General features: G+C 61.8%; 11 protein-coding genes and 1 pseudogene. 6 read left to right on the forward strand and 6 right to left on the reverse strand.

Annotated features, from left to right (window positions below):
* Window positions 1-114, forward strand: a pseudogene (locus E5J99_RS15440) (IS5/IS1182 family transposase); the annotation flags it as partial.
* Between the two features lie 205 nt (window positions 115-319).
* Here the strand turns inward: E5J99_RS15440 and E5J99_RS15445 are convergent.
* Complete coding sequence (locus tag E5J99_RS15445) at window positions 320-1,318, reverse strand: aspartate-semialdehyde dehydrogenase (protein ID WP_135498715.1); 999 nt, start codon at window positions 1,316-1,318, stop codon at window positions 320-322.
* Window positions 1,319-1,447: 129 nt separating this feature from the next.
* On the opposite strand from E5J99_RS15445, the gene E5J99_RS15450 reads away from it, so the two are divergent.
* From E5J99_RS15450 to E5J99_RS15460, 3 genes are all read left to right on the forward strand, one after another.
* The gene (locus tag E5J99_RS15450) at window positions 1,448-4,915 is read left to right on the forward strand and encodes a lamin tail domain-containing protein (RefSeq protein WP_135498716.1); all 3,468 of its coding nucleotides are present in this window, start codon (window positions 1,448-1,450) and stop codon (window positions 4,913-4,915) included.
* 92 nt (window positions 4,916-5,007) lie between these two features.
* On the forward strand, window positions 5,008-6,465 hold the full coding sequence (locus E5J99_RS15455; protein ID WP_135498717.1) for a DUF1800 domain-containing protein: 1,458 nt from the start codon (window positions 5,008-5,010) through the stop codon (window positions 6,463-6,465).
* Between the two features lie 169 nt (window positions 6,466-6,634).
* Window positions 6,635-7,846: a DUF1501 domain-containing protein gene (locus E5J99_RS15460; protein WP_135498718.1), complete on the forward strand. Its 1,212-nt coding sequence runs from the start codon at window positions 6,635-6,637 to the stop codon at window positions 7,844-7,846.
* A gap of 96 nt (window positions 7,847-7,942) precedes the next feature.
* Here E5J99_RS15460 and E5J99_RS15465 read toward each other — a convergent pair whose 3' ends face one another.
* From E5J99_RS15465 to E5J99_RS15475, 3 genes are all read right to left on the reverse strand, one after another.
* On the reverse strand, window positions 7,943-8,800 hold the full coding sequence (locus E5J99_RS15465) for a transporter (protein ID WP_167852165.1): 858 nt from the start codon (window positions 8,798-8,800) through the stop codon (window positions 7,943-7,945).
* Window positions 8,801-9,075: 275 nt separating this feature from the next.
* Window positions 9,076-11,538: a TonB-dependent receptor gene (locus E5J99_RS15470; protein WP_245319041.1), complete on the reverse strand. Its 2,463-nt coding sequence runs from the start codon at window positions 11,536-11,538 to the stop codon at window positions 9,076-9,078.
* A 112-nt stretch (window positions 11,539-11,650) separates the two neighbouring features.
* Complete coding sequence (locus tag E5J99_RS15475; RefSeq protein ID WP_135498721.1) at window positions 11,651-13,015, reverse strand: Nramp family divalent metal transporter; 1,365 nt, start codon at window positions 13,013-13,015, stop codon at window positions 11,651-11,653.
* Window positions 13,016-13,182: 167 nt separating this feature from the next.
* Between E5J99_RS15475 and E5J99_RS15480 the strand changes: the two genes are divergently transcribed.
* Window positions 13,183-14,169: a cation diffusion facilitator family transporter gene (locus E5J99_RS15480; protein WP_135498722.1), complete on the forward strand. Its 987-nt coding sequence runs from the start codon at window positions 13,183-13,185 to the stop codon at window positions 14,167-14,169.
* 328 nt (window positions 14,170-14,497) lie between these two features.
* Here E5J99_RS15480 and E5J99_RS15485 read toward each other — a convergent pair whose 3' ends face one another.
* Window positions 14,498-17,062, reverse strand: coding sequence for a gliding motility-associated C-terminal domain-containing protein (locus tag E5J99_RS15485; RefSeq protein WP_135498723.1), 2,565 nt, complete (start codon window positions 17,060-17,062; stop codon window positions 14,498-14,500).
* A gap of 309 nt (window positions 17,063-17,371) precedes the next feature.
* Here E5J99_RS15485 and E5J99_RS15490 point away from each other — a divergent pair, with 309 nt between their 5' ends.
* Window positions 17,372-22,183, forward strand: coding sequence for a fibronectin type III domain-containing protein (locus tag E5J99_RS15490; protein ID WP_210114460.1), 4,812 nt, complete (start codon window positions 17,372-17,374; stop codon window positions 22,181-22,183).
* Between the two features lie 76 nt (window positions 22,184-22,259).
* Here the strand turns inward: E5J99_RS15490 and E5J99_RS15495 are convergent, their stop codons facing one another.
* The gene (locus E5J99_RS15495) at window positions 22,260-23,636 is read right to left on the reverse strand and encodes a PQQ-dependent sugar dehydrogenase (protein ID WP_135498725.1); all 1,377 of its coding nucleotides are present in this window, start codon (window positions 23,634-23,636) and stop codon (window positions 22,260-22,262) included.
* Window positions 23,637-23,733: the final 97 nt, after the last annotated feature.

The raw sequence follows: 23,733 nt of genomic DNA on the forward strand, positions 1-23,733 counted from the left end.
CGGCTCATGAACCGCCTCAAACAGTTTCGGCGCGTGGCCACTCGATACGATAAGCTCGCCGATTCCTACGCCGCGTTTGTCCAACTACGCGCCATCATGCTCTGGCTAAATTGAGAACACGCCCTAGCTGTGTGGACAGTAAGAAAAAAGATCGTCCTGCCGAGCAACGTGAGACCTCTCGCGTGCGGTCGTGTGAGTAGTAATTCTACGTCCGCACGCGAGAGGTCTCGTTCGCTGCTTGATGCGCAGAATGCTCGACAGGACGTTCACTAAGCATTCAGGGCTGCTTTTTCGATTACTGTCCACACAGCCTGGTGACTTACACCTTCAGCAACCCCAGCTGAATCATGTGCTCGGCAATCTGCACGGCGTTGGTGGCGGCACCCTTGCGCAGGTTGTCGGCTACCACCCACATATTCAGGGTGCGGGGCTGCGACTCGTCGCGGCGCAGGCGGCCCACCAGCACGGCATCTTTTCCGTGGGCGTCTTTGGGCATCGGGTAGCGGTTGTGGGCCACGTCGTCTACCACTTCCACGCCGGCGGTGGCGCGCAGGATGCGGTAGACATCCGCCAGCTCGTATTCCTTTTCAAACTCCACATTGATGGCCTCCGAGTGGCCGCCCATCACCGGGATGCGCACGGCGGTGGCCGTTACCTGAATGGAGTCGTCGCCGAGGATTTTCTTGGTTTCCTTCACCATCTTCATTTCCTCCTTGGTGTAGCCGTTGTCTTCGAACACGTCGATGTGGGGCAGCACGTTCAGGTCGATGGGGTGGGGGTAGGCGGGGTTAGAGGCCACCTGGCCGGCGCGCTCTTCCAGGAGCTGGTCCACAGCTTTCTTGCCGGTGCCCGTCACGCTCTGGTAGGTGCTCACCACGATGCGCTTGATGCGAAAAGCCTCGTGCAGCGTGTGCAAGGCCAGCACCATCTGAATGGTGGAGCAGTTGGGGTTGGCAATAATCTTATCCTTCGGCGTCAGCTCCTTGGCGTTGATTTCGGGCACCACCAGCTTTTTGGTAGGGTCCATGCGCCAGGCCGAGGAGTTGTCGATAACCACGGTGCCGGCCTCGGCAAAGCGCGGGGCCTGCTCCTTGGAGATGCTGCCGCCGGCCGAGAAAATAGCGACATCGGGGCGGGCGGCCAGGGCCGTATCCATGCTCACGACCTTGTATTTGACGCCCCGGAACTCAATTTGCTGACCCACGGATTTCTCCGAGGCTACGGGAAGTAATTCAGTGACCGGAAAATTGCGCTCGGCCAATACTTTCAACATTTCGCCCCCGACCAGACCGGTGGCACCTACTACGGCTACTTTCATGGCAATTACAGAGAAAAAAGCGGCCGCCGATGGGGCCAGCCGCGTGGCAAATGTCGGGAAAAGCAAGTTACTTAGGCAGTTCCCTCGCCCAAAGGCCGGCAACGGCTCCGGAATTCTCACAAACCTACTATGCAGATACCTTCTACCCTGAAAAGGGCGGCTCTTACCCGGTATTTTAAGGCACGAGCGGTGGGGCTGCTACTGGCGCTGCTCTGGCTGACTGGCTCGGCGCAGGCGCAGCTCACCGATTCTTTTGCCGACGGCAACTTCACCCAAGATCCGGTCTGGACGGGCAACGTGGCCGACTTCCAGGTGAATGCCACCCAGCAGCTGCAAAGCAACGGCCCGGCCGTGACGCCCAGCGCCACGCAGCTCGTGACCGTGAGCCAGGCTGTTACGGGCACTGTGTGGGAATTTTATGCCAGGCTGAACCTGGCAACCTCGGCCGCCAACTACGCCGACGTATGGCTGCTGTCCGATCTGGCCGATGTGCGTGCTACCGCCAACAAAGGCTATTTCGTGCGCCTGGGCAACACGGCCGATGATATTTCCCTGTACCGCAAAAACGCCGCTGCCACGGCCGTCAGCATCATCGACGGTACCGACGGCACGCTGGGCCTCGCCACCAACAACGTGGTGCGGGTGCGCGTCACGCGCTCCGTGCAGAATGTCTGGACTCTGGAGCGGGATTTGGGCGGTACTCAGAACTACACCACCGAAGGCACCGTGACCGATGCCACCCACCAGCGCAGCAATTATTTCGGCGTGACGCTCACGTATTCGGCCACCAACAATCGTAGCTTTTTCTTCGACGATTTTCGGATAACCGACGCCACGCCGCCCGCTGTGCAAAGCGCCGTCATCAGCAGTGCCCGGCAGATTGATGTGCTGTTTACGGAAGCTGTGGCCGCCCCCCAAAGCCCCGCGAGCTACCGCCTCACTACCCCGGGAGCCCCGGCCGTGACTGCCGCTCAGCGCGACGCCACCGACCCGGGCCTCGTCCACCTCACCTTTGCCGCCGACTTGCTCGGCGGGCCCAATACCCTGGAAATCCGCAACGTGGCCGACCTCTACGGCAACGTGGCCACTGGTCCTTTCACCACTACGCTCACCTACACACCGCCCCCGGTGGCGCCGGGCTACTACCAGCTGCTCATCACCGAAATTCTGGCCGACGAGCTGCCCGTAGTGGGCCTGCCAGCTTCGGAGTTCGTGGAAATTCATAATCCGTCGGTCACGCGGGTGCTCGACCTGGGCGGGGTGCGGCTGCTGCGGGTGAGTAGTACCGGGCCGGCGGCGGTGTTTCCGGCCGGAGCCCAGCTGCTGCCGGGCGAGTACGCGGTGGTGTGTGGCAGCACTCGCGTGGGGCAGTTTGCGAGCTACGGCAAAGTGTTTGGGCTGAGCAATTTCCCGGCCTTGAGCAGTGCCGGCGACGAGCTGCTGCTGCGGGGCCGCGACGGGCGCACTGTGTTTGAGGTGCGCTACTCCGATGCGTGGTACCGCGACGCGACGAAAAAAGACGGCGGCTGGACCCTGGAAATGATAGATACCGCCAACCCCTGCGGCGGCGCGGCCAACTGGACGGCCAGCACCGACGTGAGCGGCGGCACGCCCGGCCGCGCCAACTCGGGGCGGGCCGCCAACCCCGACCGCACTGCCCCGCTGTTGCGTCGCGCCACTGTGGTCAGCCCCACGGTAGTGCGGCTGGAGTTCGACGAAAAGCTCGACAGCGTGCAGGCTGCCAATCCGGCGCTGTATAGTGTGCAGCCCGGTCTCACGATTCAGCGCGTGGCCCCGGTGCCGTTCGATTTTCGGGCCGTGGAGCTGACGTTTGCTACGCCCTTGGTGGCCCAGCGCGTGTATACCGCCACCGTGCAGCGCGCCGTTGACTGCGTGGGCAATGCCACCGGCGCGGCGGTATCCGTCACGTTTGGGCTGCCTGTGGTGCCCAGTATCGGGCAGGTTGTTATCACCGAAATCCTGGCCGATGAAACGCCCACGGTAGGGCTGCCGGCCTCCGAGTACCTGGAAATTCACAACCCGACCGCCAGCATCCTGGACCTGGGCGGCGTGCGCCTTCTGAAGCCGGGCAGCAGTAGCGCGGCCGTGTTTGCGGATACGACGCGCCTGGCGCCGGGGCAGTATGCGGTAGTGTGCAGCAGTACCCGCACGGCGCTGTTTGCCCGCTACGGCACGGTGTTCGGCGTCACTAACTTTCCCAGTCTTTCGAATGAAGGCGACCAGCTGGTGCTGCGGGCCCGCGACGGCCGCACGCTGTTTGAAGTAACGTATTCCAGCACTTGGTATAAAGATGGTGCTAAGAATGATGGCGGCTGGGCCCTGGAAATGGTGGATCCTGCCAACCCCTGCGGCGGCATCGAGAACTGGACGGCCAGCACCGACGTGAGCGGCGGCACGCCCGGCCGCGCCAACTCGGGGCGGGCCGCCAACCCCGACCGCACCGCTCCAGCCTTGCTGCGCGCCGTAGCCATTACGCCCACGGTGGTGCGGCTGTTTTTTGCCGAAAAGCTCGACAGCGTAGCCGCCGCCAACCCCGTGCTGTACACGCTTAGCACGGGTACTACCGTCACCAAAGCCGCGCCGTCGTCGCCCGATTTTCGCAGCGTTGATCTGACGCTGGGCTCGGCCCTGACGGCAAGTCAGCCCATAACCCTGAGCGTGCAGCGGGCCACCGATTGCGTGGGCAACGCTACGGGCGCAGTGGCCACGGCTACCTTCGGACTGCCCTCGGCACCAGCGGAGAATGACGTGGTTATCAACGAAGTCCTGTTTAATCCGCGTACCAACGGGGTTGACTTCGTAGAGCTGCTGAACCGCTCGGCCAAGTATCTGAACCTGCAGGGCTGGGAGCTGGCCAGTATTCCGGCCAGCTCCCAGCCCGACGCTAAGCCTATAAGCAGCGGGCCTTACGTGCTGGCTCCGGGCCAGCTGGTGGTGCTTACTACCCGGCCCGACATCGTGCAGAGCCATTATCCGACCAATGACCCGGCTGCGTTTCTGGCCATGCCGGCTCTGCCTACTTTCCCCGATGATGCCGGCACCGTGGGGCTGTTCGACTCGCAAAAACGCCCGATAGACCGCTACCGCTACGATGAGGCGCAGCAGCTGGCGCTGCTCGATTCCAAGGATGGCGTGTCGCTGGAGCGCATTCGGACCGAAGGGCCCAGCACGGCGGCCAACTTTCACTCGGCGGCCAGCACGGTGGGCTACGCCACGCCCGGTCGGCGCAATTCCCAGTACCAGGACGACCCCGGCGGTGACAAGCTGTTTCGGCTGGAGCCGGAGGTGTTCACGCCCGATGCCGATGGTCTCCAGGACTTTACGACCCTCAACTACACGCTCGATCAGCTGGGGTATGCGGCCAGCATTACGGTGTATGATGCCCAGGGACGGTCGGCCCGACGCTTGGTGCGCAACGAAACGATGGCCACCAGCGGATTTTTCCAGTGGGACGGCCTCAACGATCAGGGCCGGAAAGTGCCCGTGGGCTATTATATTCTGCACATTGAGTTGCTGCGCCCCGGCGGCGAGAAGAAGGAGTACAAGAAAACCGTGGTGGTAGGAGCGCGCTTTTGAGTCGGGAATACGGCACGACAATTTTCTGCCGCCGCCGTGGCTCTGTTGGGTAAAGTCATTAAACCATGGGCGCTTAGCTGCATCCAAGATGCATGACGAACCAACAGCAGTTGCAGCATCTGTACTGGCGCGCAGGCTTTGGCCCCCGCCCCGCCGACATTGCCGCGAACCTGAGTCCGCGCAAGGCGCTGCGGCAGTTGCTGCACGATGCCGAGCAGTACCAGCCGCTGGCAGGAGCCACCATGCAGGCGGCCCAACAGCAGGCCATGACGCCGGCGCCCACGCCCGACCTGCGCCAGGACCCGCAGGCCCCCACCCTGAAAAAAGGGCAAATGACGCCTGCGGAGCGCAAGGAGCAGAACCGCCAGATTCGGGGTGCTTTCTATGCCATGAACACGGGCTGGGTGGAGCGCATGGCGACTTCGCCGGCCCAGCTGCGGGAGAAAATGACCTTTTTCTGGCATGGACACTTTGCCTGCCGGGTGCGGCGACCCGATGCCGCGTTGCAGCTCAACAATACGCTGCGCCGCTTAGCCCTGGGCAAGTTTGGCGACCTGCTGCTGGCCGTGTCAAAAGAGCCGGCCATGCTGCAGTTTCTCAACAACCAGCAAAACCGCAAGCAGCGGCCCAACGAGAACTTTGCCCGCGAGGTACTGGAGCTGTTTACCATCGGGCGCGGCCACTATTCGGAGCCGGATATCAAGGAAGCGGCGCGGGCCTGCACCGGCTGGGGCTACGACGAGCAAGGCCGGTTTGCGTTCCGGGAGCGGCAGCACGACGACGAGGCCAAGACGTTCATGGGGCGCACCGGCAATTTCACGGGCGAGGACATCCTGAAGATTATTCTGGCCCAGCCCCAAACCGCCGAGTTTCTGACCACGAAGATCTACCGGTTTTTCGTGCACGACACGCCCAACGCGGCCCACATTAAGCCGCTGGCCACGGCCTTTTTTCAGAGCGGCTACGACATCGGCGACCTGATGGAGCGCCTGTTCTCGGCCGACTGGTTTTATGCGCCGGCCAACGTGGGCACCCGCATTAAGTCGCCGATAGAGCTGCTGGCCGGTATCAAGCGCACGCTCGGCGTGGAGCTGGCCGATAAGCGGCCCCTGATTGTATTTCAAAAAGCCTTGGGCCAAACCTTGTTTCAGCCCCCAAACGTGGCGGGCTGGGCTGGGGGGCGCAGCTGGATTGACAGCTCCACGCTGCTGTTTCGGCTGCAGCTGCCCCAGGTGCTGCTGAAAAACGCCGAAATAAACATCGCGCTGAAGGACGACGAAAACGATATCGACCCCCAGATGGCGCGGGCCGACCGCACTTTTCGGCAGCCGGTAGAGGCCAAGGTGAAGCTGGCTCCGCTGGGGCTGCTGCTCGCCGGCACGCCCGAGGCCCAGCAGCCGGCTCGGCTAAGCGAGTTTTTGCTGCAAGCACCCATTCGCCCCGACAACCTGCAGCTCGTGCAGCAAGTGGCCGGCAATGCCCCCGCCGAGGGCCGGCTGCGCACGATGGTCACCAGCCTGCTGAGTCTGCCCGAGTATCAGTTGATGTGAGAAGGTATTTCTGCCATCAACAACACTAAGAACGTCATGCTTGATCTGGCGTCCGCGCAGCCGAAGCATCTCTACCGCTTCGTTGCAATGCAACTCATTTACCACTGCGGTAGAGATGCTTCGACTGCGCGGACGCCAGATCAAGCATGACACAAGACCTAAAAATGCTATGACTACTTCCCGCCGCGACTTTCTGAAAACTTCGGTGCTGGCCAGCTCCCTGCTGTTCGTGCCCAAATTCCTGCACGCCCTCGACCGGCAGGGCGTGCAGCCGCTACGCAATTCCAACGGCAAACGCCTGGTAGTGGTGCAGCTCGGGGGCGGCAACGACGGCCTGAACATGGTGGTGCCCTTCCGCAACGACTTGTATTACAAAGCCCGGCCCACGCTGGGCATTCGGGCGCAAAGCGGCCTGCTGACGCTGGACAAAGATCTGGCTTTCAACCCGGCCATGACGCAGCTGAAGGCCTTGTATGACCAGGGCCAGGTGGCGGTGCTCAACAGCGTGGGCTACCCCAATCCCGACCGGTCGCACTTTCGCTCGATGGATATCTGGCAGAGCGGCTCGGCGGCCGACCAATACGTAACGACCGGCTGGCTGGGCCGCTACCTCGACTCGAACTGCCCGGCCTGCGCCGTGCCCTACAACGGGCTCGAAGTAGACGACACGCTGAGCCTAGCCATGAAGGGCAGGCAGCGTAAAGGTCTGGCGCTCAAGAATCCGGAGAAGTTTCACCAGGTCACCCAGAACCGGTTCATTAGGCAGGTGAGCGGCAAAGCGGCGGGCACCAGCGGCTCCGAGCTGGATTACCTCTACAAGACGCTGGCTGAAACGACTTCCTCCGCCGAGTATCTGTACCAGACGTCGAAAGTGTATAAGTCGAGCATTGCCTACCCCAACACGGAGTTTGGCAAAAACCTGAAGACAACTGCCGAGCTGATTAATTCCGGCATCGAGTCGCGGGTATTCTATGTGTCGTTGACGGGCTTCGATACGCATGTGCGGCAGCAGGAGCAGCAGGGCAAGCTGCTTGGCGACCTATCCGGCGGCCTGGGCTCTTTTGTGGAAGACCTGCGGAAAAGCGGCCAGCTGGACGACACCCTGATTCTGGTGTTCTCCGAGTTTGGCCGCCGCGTGACCCAGAACGCCAGCAACGGCACCGACCACGGCACGGCCAACAATGTGCTGCTGTTGGGCGGCGGCCTGCGCCAGAAAGGCATTCTCAACGACGCGCCCGACCTGCTCAACCTCGACCAGGGCGACCTGAAGTACCAGCTCGACTTTCGCAGCATCTACGCCACGCTGCTCCGCGACTGGCTCGGGGCCGACGACAAGGCCATTCTGGGCAGCAAATTTGCCCGGCTGCCGGGCCTGGTGTAGCCTGCACTAACCCGCCCACGGTATTTTTCAGCGCTTTTGAATACGGATTAACAGGCCCGGTTGTGCAGCAGCCGGGCCTTTTTGTAGGCTGGCTGGCTAGCGGCGGAAGCTGAAGCCCAGAAAATACTCTTGGTCAATTTCTGTGGTCAGGGCCAGGTGCGTGCCGAAATCTACGATGACGTTGTCGCTCAGATGCAGCTGGGGCCCCACATTGAAGGAGGCTTGCCAGGCCGCCTGGCGCGTGTCCCAGATGCCGACTACTTCAGCAAAAGCCGATAGGAACGCAGAAAACTCGTAGTCGATGGCCGTGCTGGGAGCCAGCATCAGAAAGCGCTGCCGCAGGTCACCATCGTAGCTCAGGTCGCTGCGAAGCTGGAGCTGGAGGTTGAGCTGTTTGCTGAAATCGTGGCTATAGGGTGCCATAAGGCCATATTCGGTGGCGCTGGTACCCACGGCGCGCCCCACCGGCAGGCGCGCGAAGCCGATAAGGGCCAGTGCGTCGGCTTGGCCGTCGGCCCCCAGCAGGTTGCGCTTCACCCGCACCGTCAGGTCCCCGAAGCCCTGGTGGCGCTCAGGCTCCTGCTGGTCCCGCGTGTGCTTTTTCCAGGAGTAGGAGCCGAACTCTGCCTGCACGTCAGTGTGCGTCGTCAGGCCCAGTTTGAGCAGCATGTAATTGAGGTAAATATCCTGCTTGCGGCCGTCTGACTCGCGCCGGGTCAGGAGCCGAAACACGTCACTTTCCAGCTGAAAATGCCCGGCATCAACTGTAAACGGGCTTTCAGAATAGCCCGGCCGGTCGGGCCGCAGCTCTTCCAGCGAGTCGCGCGGCACCGGCCGGAACAACGTGTAGGCCTGGCCTTTGGCGGGCGTATGCTGTGCCGTTTGGGCCCAGACCGATACCGATAAGGGGAAAAAGCCAGCCGTAGCCAGTGTGAGCAGTAAAAAAAAGCGCAAGAAGAAGCGGTTTAGGGTAGAGTTGGTGCAAATACGCAGCTAGCCGCCGCCAGGATATACCGCCGCCTGGAGTGGTGGCAGTAGTGGCGCCCGGCTGCTGCCGGAGCGGCCTAAGAGCGTGTTTGTAAATTTAAAAAAAGTCGATTCCGTCATGCTGAGCGCAGTCGAAGCATCTCTACCGCAGTACTAATTGACTTTATCATTGCAGTAGAGATGCTTTGACTGCGAAGCCGCCAGATCAAGCACGATATGAAAAGCAAAATCTCAAACCCGCTCTAAAACGGCACCATCACTTTCACGCTCAGGTTGCGGCCCATGTTGTAGATTCCGCTGCGGCCATCGGGTGAGGCGGTGTAGTACTCGAAGTATTTCAGGCGGTTCAGGTGCGACTGATAGGTGGTATTGAACACGTTATCGAGCTGCACGAAGAGCTGGCACCACTCGCGCCGCTGGGGCCCGGCCACGATGGTGGTGCCCGCACCCAGGCCCAGCAGCGTGTAGCCAGCCGTGCGGGTTTCGGTGTTGTCGACGGCGTAAAAATTGTTCTGCGCGGCGCTGTAGTCCACCACGGCCCGCACGTAGCTGCCCGTCAGCGGCCCCACGGCGCGGGGGCTGGTAAAGCGCACTTCGGAGCGGGTGCGCAGCGGCGGAATGAAGGGCAGGTATTTGGCCGCCGCGCCGTTGGCTTCGAGTAGCGCGGCTTCCTTGTTGAGGCCCGTTACGTAAGCCAGGCTGTTGTTGAATTCCAGCCCCGGCAGGCTTTTCGGATGCAGGTTCACGGTGGCCTCGGTGCCGTAGAGCTGCGCCCGGCCCTGCTGATATTGGTAGGTGGTGTTGCCCGGCACGATGACCACCGGCTGGCCATCCGCATCGTTTAGCCGGGCCTGATAGATGTAGTTGTCAATCTGATTGTTGAACACGCTTACGCTCACTTCCGCGTCGGGCAGGTAGACGCTCAGGCCCAGGTCTTCCTGCAGGCTGAATTCGGGCCCAAAGCTGCGGTTGCCCAGATACACGATGTGCGCGCCGGGGTCGAGGCCGTTGGAGCCCACCTCCGTAATATTAGGAGCCCGGTAGCCCCGCGCCACGTTGGCCCGCAGCACCAGCTTCTCCGACAGCAGATACGTGGCGCCCACGCTGGCCGATATGCCTTGGTAGCGGGTCCGGAAATCGGCGAACTGCGGGGGCGTGCCGGCGGCATTCTCCGCGCGGCCCTGGCGGGCAAAGCCGGTGGCCGGATTATCTTCCACGTAGAAATCGGGCCACTGCAGCGTCCGGGTGTCGTAGCGCAGGCCCCCGGAAAGGTCGAGCTTGCCGAAGGTGCGCTTCAGAAACACGTAGCCGCCCACGTCGAAAAGCGTGTAGTCCGGAATCGGGAAGTCGGTGGCATCCCGGTTGGTGTTGGTTTGGTACATTCCGTTCAAGCCTACTGTAGTTTCAAGGCCCTGCCAGGTGGGAGCGGCGTAGCGCAGGTCGTAGCTGTAGGTGTTCAGGGCCACGTGCAAGCCAGCTTGCCGGGGCGCGGTGGGGTGGTTATACTCGCGCCGGATGTTCTGCTGCGCCCCCAGCAGGGCGTTTACCTCGCCCTGGCCCAGCCGAATGCGGGTGCGGCTGAGCAGCCGGTAGTGCTGAATGTGCTGGTGCAGGTCATTGATGCGGTACGTTCCCAGCTGCTCGGTCGGCACCACGGGCCGATTCTTCAGAACATCCTGGCTGCCGTCGAAGAGCTGGCGGGTAAACCGGCGGCTCAGCGAGTCGCGGCTGCCATCCGGAATTTCCTGCAGGTTGTCGTATAGCGTGGCGTATAGGTGAGTCGAGCCCCAGGCTTTTTCCACGCCCGTCATCGTTGTCAGGTTCAGCTCCCGAAAAGCCGTGCCGTACACGCGCCCATCCAGGGCATTGCGGTAGGCCTGGGCCAACCGGTAGGAGGCGCGCGCCGCGTACTGCCAGCCGTGCTGGTTGTAGTGGAGCCCCAGCGAGGTTCCCACGAGGTTATTGTTGGTCTGATACTCACTCAGGGCTTCGCCTTGCAGCGTACCCGCCGGGCCGCTGGGCAGGCGCGGCAGCATGTTTATAACGCCTGCCACGGCATCGGAGCCATAAATCAGGCTGGCTGGGCCCTTCACCACCTCAATCCGGTCGATGTCGTATTGGTCGATTTCGATGCCGTGCTCGTCGCCCCACTGCTGGCCCTCCTGGCGCAGGCCGTTGTAGAGCGTCAGCACGCGGTTGTAGCCCAGCCCCCGAATGAAGGGCTTGGAAATATTGGGGCCCGTCGTCACGGCGCTCAGGCCCGGCACGCCCTTCACGGCCGCGTCTATCACGTTGCCACTGTTGTTGAGGCTGATTTCGCGCCGGCTCAGCACCGCTATGGGTACCGGGCTCCGCCGAATTTCGGTGGCCCGCGACACACCCGTAACGACCACTTCCGCCATGTTGGCGGGCGTGACCTGCAGCTCCGTATTCACCGTGGTCAGCTGGTTGGGCTGCACGGTGGCCGAAACCTTGCGCGTGGTGTGGCCCAGAAAGGAAAAAACCAGCTGGTAGGGCCCCGGCGCAACTTCCAGCCGATACTCACCCGCGCTGGTGGTGGTAGTGCCGGTGGTGGTGCCAGCCAGCGCTACGCTTACCAGCTCCAGCGGCTGCCCAGCCGCCGTTACGCGGCCTCCAATGGTACCGGTTTGGGCCACCGCCGGGGCCGCCCCGGCCAACAGGCTGCCGATTACGACTAGAAGCAAACGGATAGTAAGGTGTGTAGTCATTTTGAGTGCAGCTTAAAAGTATTTTTAGACTTGTCTAAAAGTATGCGTACAAAAAAGCGCAAGACCAGATCGGCCTTGCGCGTAGAGGCTACTTGAAAAAGGTGGTGAACAGCAAGTAGGAGTTGAGCAGAATGATGATGCCGGATACCGTCCAGGCCAGCACCTGCAGAGCCATATGATTGGCAAAAACGCCCATTTTGGCCTTGCTGCCCGTGAACAGTACCAGCGGCACCACCGCGAAACTAAGCTGCAGCGACAGAATAACCTGGCTCAAGACCAGCAGGTCGGCGGTACCTTTCTCACCGTACAAAATCGTGACAATCAGGGCCGGAACTACGGCTATGCTGCGCGTCACTAGCCGCCGCAGCCAGGGGCGCAGCTTCAGGTGCAGGAAGCCTTCCATCACAATCTGGCCGGCCAGCGTGCCGGTCAGGGTCGAATTCTGACCCGATGCCAGCAGCGCAATGGCAAACACGGCACTAGCCGCGCCAGCTCCCAGTACCGGAGCCAGCAGCTTGTGCGCATCGTTGATATCGGCTACGTCGAACATGCCGTTGCTGTGGAAGGCCGCGGCGGCCGTTACCAAAATGGCGGCATTCACGAAAAAAGCCAGAAACAGCGCTACCGTCGAGTCGATGGTGGCGAATTTGATGGCCATGCGCTTGCCGGGCTCGGTCTGCTCAATCTGCCGCGTCTGCACGATGCTGGAGTGCAGATACAAGTTGTGGGGCATCACGGTAGCGCCCAGAATGCCGATGGCAATGTAGAGCATGCCCGGATTGGTAATAACCTCTTTCTGGGGCACCAAGCCTTTGGCAATACCCAGATAATCGGGGTGGGAAACCAGGATTTCGTAGAGAAAGCAGCCGAAAATAATGACGATAAGCCCCGCCACAATGCTTTCAATGACCCGGAATCCTTTGTTCTGAAAAAACAGCACCACCAGCACATCCAGAATCGTCAGCACCACGCCCCAGGGCAGGGGCAGGCCAAAGAGCAGATTGAGGGCAATGGCCGAGCCAATGACTTCGGCCAGGTCGCAGGCGGCAATGGCTATTTCGCAGAACACCCACAGCACCATGGCCACGGGCTTGGAGTAATGGTCGCGGCAGGCCTGGGCCAGGTCACGCCCCGTCACGATGCCCAGCTTGGCGGCCAGGTGCTGGAGCAGCATGGCAAACAGGTTGGAAATCAGAATAACCGACAGCAGCGTGTAGCCGTAACGAGAGCCGCCGGCAATGTCGGTAGCCCAGTTGCCGGGGTCCATGTAGCCTACTGCTACCATGAGGCCCGGCCCCCAGAAGGCCATCAGCTTGCGCCAGAAGGAAGCATTGGCCGCGGGCACCTTGATGGAGGCGTATACTTCACTCAGGGAAGGAGCCCGGCGCTCATGACGCCAGCCAGGATGCTTTTCGATGGGGGTAGGGGTGGGGGTTTGTACGAGTGGCGGCATAACGAATAGAGGCAAAGCGCTCTACAAAGAAACGGATTTTTAGAGTAGCCTAAAATCTTTTTTAAGCCCACTTAAATACCGTCTCAGTCGAAAAAAGTTGCGAAGCGCCCGGGGGTAGTTTTTTTTCCTGGACCTTTGCGGGCCTTTCCCGTGCCTTTTACCCCGTTATGGCTTTTCCCCGCGCCAAGCTTCGCCTTGGAATATTGTCGCTTGTCGTGAGCCTGGGGCTGGTAGCCATCAAGTTTTACGCCTACTTTCTAACCACCTCGCAGGCAGTGCTCACTGATGCGCTGGAGTCGATTATCAACGTCGTAACCAGCGGCTTCGCGCTCTACAGCCTCTACCTGACGGACCTGCCCAAGGACGAAAACCACCCGTATGGGCACGGCAAAGTGGAATACCTGTCGGTGGGCTTCGAGGGAGCCCTGATTCTGATTGCCGGGGTCTATATCTTTTATAGTGCCGTGATGGCCGTGCTGGAGCCGCACACGGTGGCCCGCCCCGACGCGGGCATGGCGCTGCTGGCCATTACGGCCCTGGTGAATCTGGGCGTGGGGTTCGTGCTGGTGCGTTCGGGTAAGAAGATGAACTCGGTGGCAATGGTCGGCGACGGGCAGCACTTGTACATCGACGCGCTCAGCACCCTCGTGTCGTGCGTGGCGCTGGTGCTGGTTATTCTCACCGGCAACGTGCTCTTTGATGCCGGCGCGGCTCTGTTGCTGGGCGTGTTCATCGTCGTCAATGGCTTCCGGATGGTGCGTCGCTCGGTGTCGGGCCTGATGGACGAGTCGGATGTATCCACCGTGGAGCAGGTAATTGCCGAGTTGCAACGCCACCGCCTGCCGCCCTGGATTGATGTGCACAACTTGCGCGTGCTGCGCTACGGGGCCAATCTGCACATCGATTGCCACATGCAGATGCCCTATTATTTCAGCCTGGAAGAAACCCACAACGAGCTGAACCGCATCGAAGACCTGATTAAGCGGCGCTTCGACGTGGAGGTCGAAATGTTCGTGCACGCCGACCCGTGCACGTTTGTGGCCTGCTCGCTGTGCCACATGCCCGAGTGCCCGGTGCGGCAGCACGCCTTCGCCCAAGAGGTCAGCTGGAACCTGACCAACGCAGTGAAAAACGAGCGGCACCGGCTGGGCTAAGCTGCCGCAACAGCCCTGGATAGCCATAAAAAAGGCGCTACGGGTTTCGCAGCGCCTTTTTTATGTGTTACTACAAAAGTCAATTAAGCTGTGCCAACAGTACGCAAAGAGAACGTCATGTCGAGCACAGCGAGACATCTCGCGTGCCGTCGTAAGGGCGTATTTGGGATGTTGATTTTCGGGTCCTGCCTGATCTGGCGTCCGCTTGCTGAAGCACCGCTACCGCCACAGTGCTTGCGTTTACCACTGCGGTAGCGATGCTCCGCCAAGCGCAATATGACGTTCAAAACAGATAAAATGCCTGCCAAAGCGCCCCTGCTCACCGGCTCTAGCGGAACAATTCTACCCAGCCTTTGGTGGTCGTGCCGCTGGCATCGGTGAGCAGGTAATAGTACAAGCCGCTGGGTTGGGTGTCGCCGTTCCAATCGTTGTTGTAGTTAGCGGCCTCTTTTACCAGGCGTCCCCAGCGGTTGAAAATCTGGATTTTGCTGTTGGTCGGCTCAGTCGATAACACGAAAACATCGTTCAGGCCGTCGCCATTGGGCGTGAAAACGTTGGGTATTCTCGACTCGGGCACCCGGATGTTGACCTCGGCCAGGGTTTCGTCGCAGGGCGCCGCATTGCCGATGGCCACCGCCGCCCGCAACCGAATCCGGTAGATGCCCGCTACGTCGAATTGCTTGGTAGCCGCAGTGGCGGAAGTGGAAAAGAACTGCTCGTCATCGGCTGTAGGCTGCCCGTTGCCCGCCACGATGCGCTGATACGACCACCGGTAGCGGGCCGTCGTGGTGGGCTGGCTTGCAGTGGCCTTCGTGTGATTGGTGAAGGTGAAAACCAGCGGCGGCAACGAGAGGCTACGCCCCGCCAGGGCCGCCGAGTCGGCCCGGAAAGCGGGCGTGAGGGGCAAGGCTACCCGCACGAGCACGGAAGTGGTATCGGTGCCGCAGGCCGTGGCCTGGCTGCCCGTAACGGTAAGCTTGTAGCGGGTCGTGGCCAGGGGCTTGACAGTAATAAGTGCTCTATTCAGATCGTTGCTGCTCAGTCCGTTGGCAGCCGCCCACTGGTAGGTAAACGTCTCCTGGGCGTTGCCGGCGGGGCGGGTGGCGCTGGCCGTGATATTGACCGGGGAGCCGGCACACACCACGGGCTGGGCGGCACGGGCTTGGGCCTGCAGGCGCTGCTGCACGCGTACCAGCACCGAAGCCGTATCGGAACAGGTGCCTTCCCGGAAGTCGAGGCCCAGAATCCGGACTTTGTAGCGCGTCGTTACCGCCGGGGTCACTACTACATCCGGGCTGTTGAGCTGGGCGGTGGGGAGCCCCGGCGCGGCTTCCCACAGGTAGCCGTAGCGCGTCGTGGTGCCGTTGATGGAGTCGGGCCGGAAGGGCGCGGCGCGGAGGCTGACTGAGCTGCCACTGCACACTTCGGGACTAGCCGAGCCGGCCACGATTTTGGCAAAATTGCCCTGCTCGATTTTTAGAACAATAGTGCGGTACTGAATGCCTTTAATAGGGCAGGCATTGTCCTCGATTTTGAGCGGGATGCGGTACGTTTTGCCCAGAAAAGCTTTGTCGGGCTGAATGCGCAGGATAGCCGCCGGGGTTTTCGTACCATTGCCCAGCAGCTGCAACGTGGCCACATCGGACGGCAAATACGTAGGGGCGGCCAGCGTCGGGAGCGGCGGGTCCAGCTCCGGATACGACACCGACAGAATATCACTGGGGTTGAGGTCGGTGAAGCGGAAGCGGACTTCGGTGTAGTTGCAGGTGTAGGCCGTAACGAAGGTAGAATCGCGGGAGTTGACGATGCGGACCCCCGACTTGGCGAAGCCGCTGCCGATGGGTGGTTCCGGCTGCTGGTTGGTGTTGCAGTCGATAACGACCACCAGCATATCGCGCCGCACCTGGCCTACTTTGTAGTACACGCGCTGGCCGTTGGTGCTGGTGGCCCGGCGGTATTCAGCTACTTGGCCTACTACCACATACTTGTTATCGGGCGAGTTGATGGCCGGGTTATAGAGGCTAGGTGTGAAGGTGAAGCTGCCTTGGCTCGGGTCGAAGTTGAAGGCTGGGGTAGCTGCTTTCAGGGGGCAAGTCCCGGTGATGTTGAAGGATGGAATGGGGTAGGTGGGGCTGTAGGTACCTTGGCTGGTAGCAATATAGGCCCCGCAAGGCACGCCGTTCGGGGGCGTCAGATCGATGAAGCGGCCGGCCGCGGTGTAGGACTTGTAGCTGTTGGGCTCGTTGCAGCCCACCAGCGGGTTGGCCAACGTATACACCAGCGAATCGCCGTCGGGCTCGGTGGCGGCAAACGTAATGGTGCGCTGCTGCTGATAGCACACAAACGGAATCGGAATATCGAGAGGCTGGTACTGGGCCGAGGTATTCTGAATGGTCTGGCCGTTGGGCAGCAGGTTGTTCAGCCGCGCCTCCAGATAGATACGGCCCCCGTTGGCGTTGATGTTGGCGACGGTAGGACGGGCGTTGTCCGTTACGCTCAACACCCATTCGGCGGCCGGCGGCAGGGTGAGGGTTGCCTCGAATGTGCCCTTCTCGTAGTTGGTGCGTAAGCCGCTGCCGCATTGGCTGGGGCCGCCGGCAATGTTGGCGCAATACGGGCTGCCGGCTTCCACGCTGCCCGCCAGATTCATCTGCACGGTGCTGCCGCCGGCGCAGCCCGTGGCCCGGTAGTTCAGGCTTGGCTTGATGGCGCTGAACAGCTCACCGCCGCAGTCCCGGAAGATGGTGAGCGAAACCTTGTAGCGGTTGTTGCCCAGAGCTTCATAAGTGAGCTGGCCTCCCTGCAGGTGAGAAGCCTGGGCGCGCGACGCCCCCACCAGCACCATACCCCAGGCAATGATAAGAATGTAGGTAGCATAGAGAAGTTTCTTCATGCACGAAACGAAGAGGTAGGCACTAACAAGATGAGTAGCGGGAACAGGCAAAGCAGTGCCGTAAGATAGGTATATGCCGTTTTACCAGTATAGAAAACGAGTGTTGTTGTTTGCTGCCCACTGAAGTTGAATAGAAAGATGATCCAATACAACACATGCAGCCTGCCGGTTTCTGTACTTAGGCAGTATGTCTTAGCTTTAGCCCATCCGCTCCACTCCACTAGCTGTTTCGCGTGGCTCTGTGGCCCACGCCACTTCACTTCTCCCGTTTTGCCGAGGGTTTTTTCGCCCTTCCGTTCGTTTGCGTTCATGAAGAAAAAAGTACCCCAGCTAATTTTTCGGGTCACTGGCGGGGCTGCAGGTGTGCGGCAGCCATGGCGGAGCACGGTGCTTCTGCTACTGTTGTGGATGGGGCTGGTGGGGCCCGCCACCGCTCAGGTCGATACCTATGCTTTCACTTCTTCACAAGGCACTTTCACGCCCATCAGCGGCGGCACGGTGCTGCCCGCCCTGGCCGCCGATACGTATCTGTCCGGCGTTATTCCCCTGGGCTTTAGCTTCGTTTTCGACGGGGTGCCCCACACGCAGGTAAAAGCCTCGTCGAATGGCTGGCTGACCTTCAATACCAGTGGCACCAGCAATACCTCGGGGGCGCTGGCGGCGGCTCCGGCGGCTACCCGCCCGCTGGTAGCGCCCCTGCTCGACGACCTGGACGGCAACCCCGCCGGGGCCACGGCCACGGGCAGCTACCTCACTACCGGTACGGCCCCCAATCGGGTGTTCACGTTTGAGTGGTTGAACTGGGAATGGCGCTGGAATGCCGTGGGGCCGGTTATTTCGTTTCAGGTGAAGCTCTATGAGAGTTCCAACCGGGTGGAGTTCAGCTACCGCCAGGAGTCGGCCCCGGCGAATGCTACGCCCACGTTGGGCGCTTCAATTGGGTTGGCGGGCACTGGCACCGGCAGTGGTTCCTACCTCTCGCTGAGCGATGCTACCGCTGCTCCGACGGCCAGCCCAACCACCGAGAATACCAGTATCAATGCCAAGCCCGCCACCGGCCAGGTGTACGCCTTCACGCCCGCTCCGCTGGCCGCCTGCCCGCAGCCCCGCACGTTGCGGGCCACCGCGCTGACCAACACTACCGCCAGCCTGACCTGGGCCGCGGCCGGCAGCGGTACCTTCAGCCTGCAATATGGCCTCTCTGGTTTCACGCCCGGCTCCGCGCAGGCTACCACGGTGGCCACTGCCACCAATACAGTTACCCTCACCGGCCTGACCGCCAGTACCAGCTATGACTTTTACGTCACGCAGGTTTGTGGCACCAGCGGTACCAGCAGTATCAGCGCCCCAGGCACCTTTATAACCCGCGCCGTAGCTCCGCCCGCCAATGATGGTTGCGACAATGCCGTGGTGCTCACGCCCACGGCGGCTAACGCGGCTTGCTCGGCGGCCACCGGCGGCACCCTGGAAGGAGCCGGTGCCACGCTCGCGCTGGCCACGCCGGTAGGCACGGCCGACGATGACGTGTGGTACCAGTTTACGGCCACCAGGGCCCTGCACACCGTGACGCTGACGGGCACCGGCGACTACGTGCAGGAGCTGCTGGCCGGCAGCTGCGCCATGCTCACCTCAGTAGCCTTTTCCGACCCCAACGCCCGAACTTATACCGGCCTGACTGTGGGCAATACCTACTTCGTGCGCGTCTATTCTTATGGGGCCACGCTGCCCACGGCTACGGCAGCGGCGTTTACCATCTGCATTACAACTCCCGTTGCTCCCGCCAATGATAGTTGCGACAATGCCGTGGTGCTCACGCCTACGGCGGCTAACGCGGCCTGCTCGGCGGCCACCAACGGCACCCTGGAAGGGGCGGGGCCGACGGGGGGCTTACCCACGCCGGTAGGCACGGCCGACGATGACGTGTGGTACCAGTTTACGGCCACCAGGGCCCTGCACACCGTGACGCTGACGGGCACCGGCGACTACGTGCAGGAGCTGCTGGCCGGCAGCTGCGCCATGCTCACCTCAGTAGCCTTTTCGGACTTCAACGCCCGAACCTACAGTGGCCTGACCGTTGGCATGACCTACTTCGTGCGCGTCTATTCCCGCCCCGACACGCCGCCGACCGGAACGGCTGCCGGTTTCACCATTTGCGTAACAACCCCGGTTTCTCCGGCCAACGACGAGTGTGCTGCTGCCGTTACGCTCACGCCCGAAGCGTTGAACGCTGCCTGCTCGGCACCTACCAGCGGCACAGTGGAAGGGGCCGGGGCTACGGCCGGACTGGCCGCCCCGGCGGGCACGGCCGACGATGACGTATGGTATAAGTTCACGGCCACCGGCACCAGTCACACCGTGTTCCTGACGGGCAGCGACATGGTACAGCAAGTGCTGTCGGGGGTGTGTGCCAGCTTGGCCCCAGTCGGCTTCTCCTATTCCAACGCCCGCACCTACACCGGCCTGACTGTGGGCGCTACCTACTTCGTGCGCGTGTATTCTCACAGTGCCGCGCCGCCTGCCACTACCGCCGCGGCGTTTTCAATTTGCATTACTACTCCCGCGCCCGTTGTAGCGCCTGTCAATGATGCCTGTGTCGATGCGGTAACGCTTACGGCCAACGCTGCCGCCGCGTGTTCGGGTGCTACCGCTGGAACGGTAGCCGGCGCGGGCCCCACGGCGGGCCTGGCCACGCCGGTAGGCACCGCCGACGATGACGTGTGGTATACGTTCACGGCCACCGGCCCGGGCCACGTCATCACCCTGGCTGGCTCGGGCGACTATGTACAAGAGGTATTGTCGGGTACGTGTGCTACGCTTGCTTCCGTGGCTTTCTCCGATCCAAACACCAAAGCCTACCCCGGCCTCACGGCTGGAGCAACGTATTACGTACGCGTGTATTCCTACGGGGCGGCCGTACCTACGGCTGCCGCCGCTGCTTTCACGATTTGCATCACTTCCCTGCCGGTCAATGATGAGCCTTGCGGGGCCATTCCGGTTCCGGTAGCTGCCGGCTGCGTATCATCTGTTCAGGGCTCCACTAGTGGCGCAACGTTTACTACGCCCCGCGGCTATGCCACGCCCGGGTGTGGAAATGCGGCGGAGCCAGTCGACGTCTGGTTTAAGTTTGTGACGGCGGCGGCCGGCCCCGGCAGCACTGCGGGTAGCGTTAGTGTGAATGGTACGCCGGCCGGACAGGTTCGCGTATTTTCGGCGGCTTCCTGCACTGGCCTGCTCACGCAGGTGGGCTGCAAGGCAAGTGCTGCCCCCGGCGGAGCGGGTACTCTGGAGCTGACCGGCCTCGTGCCCAATACAACTTACTATGTGCTTGTGGCGGGCTATAGCTCGACCAGCGCGCCGGGCTCTTTTACGATTTGCGTAACGCCACCGGCCACCTGTGCGGCTCCTGCGGGCCTGTCGGCTGCGACTATCACGCTAAGCTCCGCCACGCTAAGCTGGACGGTAAATACTGGCAGCGGCCCCTTCACCGTCGAATACGGCCCGGCGGGTTTCACGCTTGGCACGGCGCAAGGCACGGTCGTTACAGCCACGGCGGCCACGCTGGCCCTGACTGGCTTGGCGGCTAACACCAAATACGAATTCTACGTGACCCAGAATTGCGGCGGCACCAACGGCAACAGCATTCGCTCCGGCCCGGCTGCCTTCACGACGCTGGCCCCGCCGCCAGCCAACGATGAGTGTGCTACGGCTACCAGCGTGGCCGTGCAGTTTGGCAGCTCTTGTGGCACTCGGGTCGTAAGCAGCAACGCTGGCGCTACGGCTTCGGCTGGCGTCGCTGCGCCTAGCTGCTCCGGCTACCGGGGCGGCGACGTCTGGTTTCGGGTGGTAGTGCCCGTCACGGGTAGCATCATTGCCTCCACCGACTCGGTGGCCGGCAGCGACGTTGCTGCTACGGGGCTGGTCGTTTACGCGGGTGCCTGTGGCAGTCTCACGCAGGTCGGGTGCGACAATACTAGTGGGCCTGGGGATTTCTCGTTGGTTGAGCTCAATAGCCGCACTCCCGGCGAGGTGCTGTATATCCGCGTGTTTGCTTACGATAATGCGCAGTTTGGCCGCTTCCGGCTCTGTGTGCGCTCCACTACGGTTTGCCCGGCCCCCGTGGGACTGAGCGCTACCAACGTGGCCACCACCAGCGCCCGGCTCACCTGGGCCGTAACCGACCCGATTGCCGGTGCAACGTTCAGCGTGGAATACGGGCCGCAGGGTTTCACGCCGGGTTCGACGGCGGGCACTCGCCTCACGGGCCTCACGGGTACTTTCACCGATATATCCGGCTTGACGGCCAGCACAGCGTACTGCTTCTACGTGACCCAGAGCTGCGGTGCTTCGGGGGCTACCAGCGGGGTCAGTGCTGCTGCTGGCCCGGTGTGCTTCACCACCTTGTCGCCGGTGCCGGTCAATAATGAGGTGTGTGGGGCCGTGGTGCTACCAGTTGCGGTGAACTCCTGCACGCCCGTTGCGGGCTCTACTTTCGGGGCCACGACTACCGCGCCTACCGGCTACGCAAACCCCGGCTGCTCCACCTCGAATGCGCCGAAAGACGTGTGGTTTGCAATGACGACGCCCACTGGCCCCGCCGGCTCAGCCCTACAGCTCACTACCACAGGCAACCCGGCGGGCCAGGTTCGTATTTTCACGGCTGCTACGTGTTCCACGGCGCTTACCCCGGTGGCGTGCCGGGCCAGCGCGGGCAACAACCAAACGGTAGGCTCGTTTCAGGTCGCCGTAACGCCCGGCACCCGGTATTACGTGATGGTGGCGGGCTATGCCTCCAACGATGCCACGGGCAGTTTCACAATTTGCGCCCAACAAACCGTTCTGAGCAATGCGCCGGAGCTGCCGGGTGGTGAGGTAAGCGTATTTCCGAACCCTAGGAGCGCTGGGGCAGTGCTGACCTTGCGCATTCGCGGAGCCGAGCAGGCGCGCATGGCCCAGGCCACGCTGCTCAATACGCTGGGCCAGCACATCCTGACTCAGTCGGTGGCCGTGCGCGGCGGAGTGGCAGAAGCCCCGCTGGCCGTGCCAGGACTCGCCGCAGGCATCTATACCCTGCGGGTGACGGTGGGCGATTATATTATCACCCGAAAAGTGGTGCTGGAATAGGCTGGCCGCGGGCACTAGTCGGCATAAAAAAGGCTCCACGGGTCTCGTGGAGCCTTTTCCTGTAGCAATGTCTTTCCTATTCGATTACCAGCTGCTGCGTGTACCGCGCCGTTCCGGTTTGGGCCCGCACGGCATATAAGCCGGCGCTCAGGCCGCTGATGTTCAGCTGCAAATCAGATTGCCCGGCCACGAAGTCAGCGCTATACACCTGTCGGCCCAAGGCGTCCACCACGGTGGCCTGCACCGGGGCCGCTGAAGCTATAGGTAGCCTTACTGTTACGGTTCCCTGGGCTGGGTTGGGCCACAAACTCAGCTTGGGCACGCTCGCCTGAGAGCCGGTAGCCGTGGCGACATACGCCCGGTTCTCGAGCACGAAAAGCCGGTCGTCGCGGTTGCTGGTCGATAGGTAAACGCGGCCCGCCGGCGACACGCAAATGGCCCGCAGCCGCCCGAAGCTGAGGTAGCCATTGTCGGTGGAAATGGCGGTGCCGGCGGCGTTCAGGGGCATGTGTACCAGCTGGGAGCCTTTCAGCGTGGCCATGAGCAGGCTGTTGCGCCACTCCGGTATGGCCGGGTGGTCGTAGTAAGTGAGGCCCGCCGTGGCAATGGTGGGCGTCCAGGACCGCAGGGGCTGCGCCACGTTGTTGGCCAAGCAAAAAGTTTGCTCGGCGGGCAGGTTGCAGCTGCCTTCCACATTGGGCCAGCCGTAGTTGCGCCCCGGCTCAATAAGGTTAATCTCATCATCGTTGTTGGGCCCGTGCTCCGAGCTGTAAACACGGCCACTGGGTGCCCGCACCAGGCCCTGCGGATTGCGGTGGCCCAGCGTGTACACCCGGCTGCCGGGCGTGGGGTTGTCGGCCGGAATGGTGCCATCCAGATTCAGGCGCAGAATCTTGCCATTGAGCGAATTTATATTCTGCGCTTCGCCGGCCATTTGCGCGTCGCCGGTGGTCATCAGCAGGGTGCGGTCGGGCAGAATCAGCAGCCGTGAGCCGCTGTGCGTGGTCGCCGCCGGGATATTGCTCAGCAGCACCAGCGGGCTGCCAAGGCTACTGGTAGCGGGCGCATAGGTGTAGCGCACCAGCTTTTCTTTTAGTACGCTGCCATCGGTGTAGTTATACACAATATAGATGAACGGGGAAGTGGCGAAATCGGGGTGGAGCACCATACCCAGCAGGCCACTTTCGCTGACCCTCGTCACGTCCGGCACCGTAAGCAGCGGCAGCACCTGGCCGGAAGTAGGATTGACGCGGCTAATGCGGCCACCGTGCTCTGTCATCCAGATAAAGTTGTCGGGGCCCCATATCAGCTCCCAGGGTATGTCAAGGTTAGTAGCCAATGGCGTCACCGATACGGTAGTAGCCCCCACCTGGAAAGTGGTGGTCTGGGCCCGAGCAGCGGGGTAGCTCACCAACAGGGCCGATAAGGCGGTTAGTGCGGCAAAACGTTTCATAGGTAAATAGTTGAGAGTGAAAGAATAAGAATGTACCTAAGCTAACGAAATAGCGCCACTTACGGATTAGCTTGCTTGTGAGCCAGCGGCCGGTAGC

Origin of the sequence: Hymenobacter elongatus (genome assembly GCF_004745955.1) — a bacterium.
Lineage (GTDB): Bacteria > Bacteroidota > Bacteroidia > Cytophagales > Hymenobacteraceae > Hymenobacter > Hymenobacter elongatus.

Coding starts and splice junctions, on each gene's coding strand:
- E5J99_RS15445 (WP_135498715.1), bottom strand. CDS start 1,318: ATGAAAGTAGCCGTAGTAGGTGCCACCGGTCTGGTCGGGGGCGAAATG.
- E5J99_RS15450 (WP_135498716.1), top strand. CDS start 1,448: ATGCAGATACCTTCTACCCTGAAAAGGGCGGCTCTTACCCGGTATTTT.
- E5J99_RS15455 (WP_135498717.1), top strand. CDS start 5,008: ATGACGAACCAACAGCAGTTGCAGCATCTGTACTGGCGCGCAGGCTTT.
- E5J99_RS15460 (WP_135498718.1), top strand. CDS start 6,635: ATGACTACTTCCCGCCGCGACTTTCTGAAAACTTCGGTGCTGGCCAGC.
- E5J99_RS15475 (WP_135498721.1), bottom strand. CDS start 13,015: ATGCCGCCACTCGTACAAACCCCCACCCCTACCCCCATCGAAAAGCAT.
- E5J99_RS15480 (WP_135498722.1), top strand. CDS start 13,183: ATGGCTTTTCCCCGCGCCAAGCTTCGCCTTGGAATATTGTCGCTTGTC.
- E5J99_RS15485 (WP_135498723.1), bottom strand. CDS start 17,062: ATGAAGAAACTTCTCTATGCTACCTACATTCTTATCATTGCCTGGGGT.
- E5J99_RS15490 (WP_210114460.1), top strand. CDS start 17,372: ATGAAGAAAAAAGTACCCCAGCTAATTTTTCGGGTCACTGGCGGGGCT.
- E5J99_RS15495 (WP_135498725.1), bottom strand. CDS start 23,636: ATGAAACGTTTTGCCGCACTAACCGCCTTATCGGCCCTGTTGGTGAGC.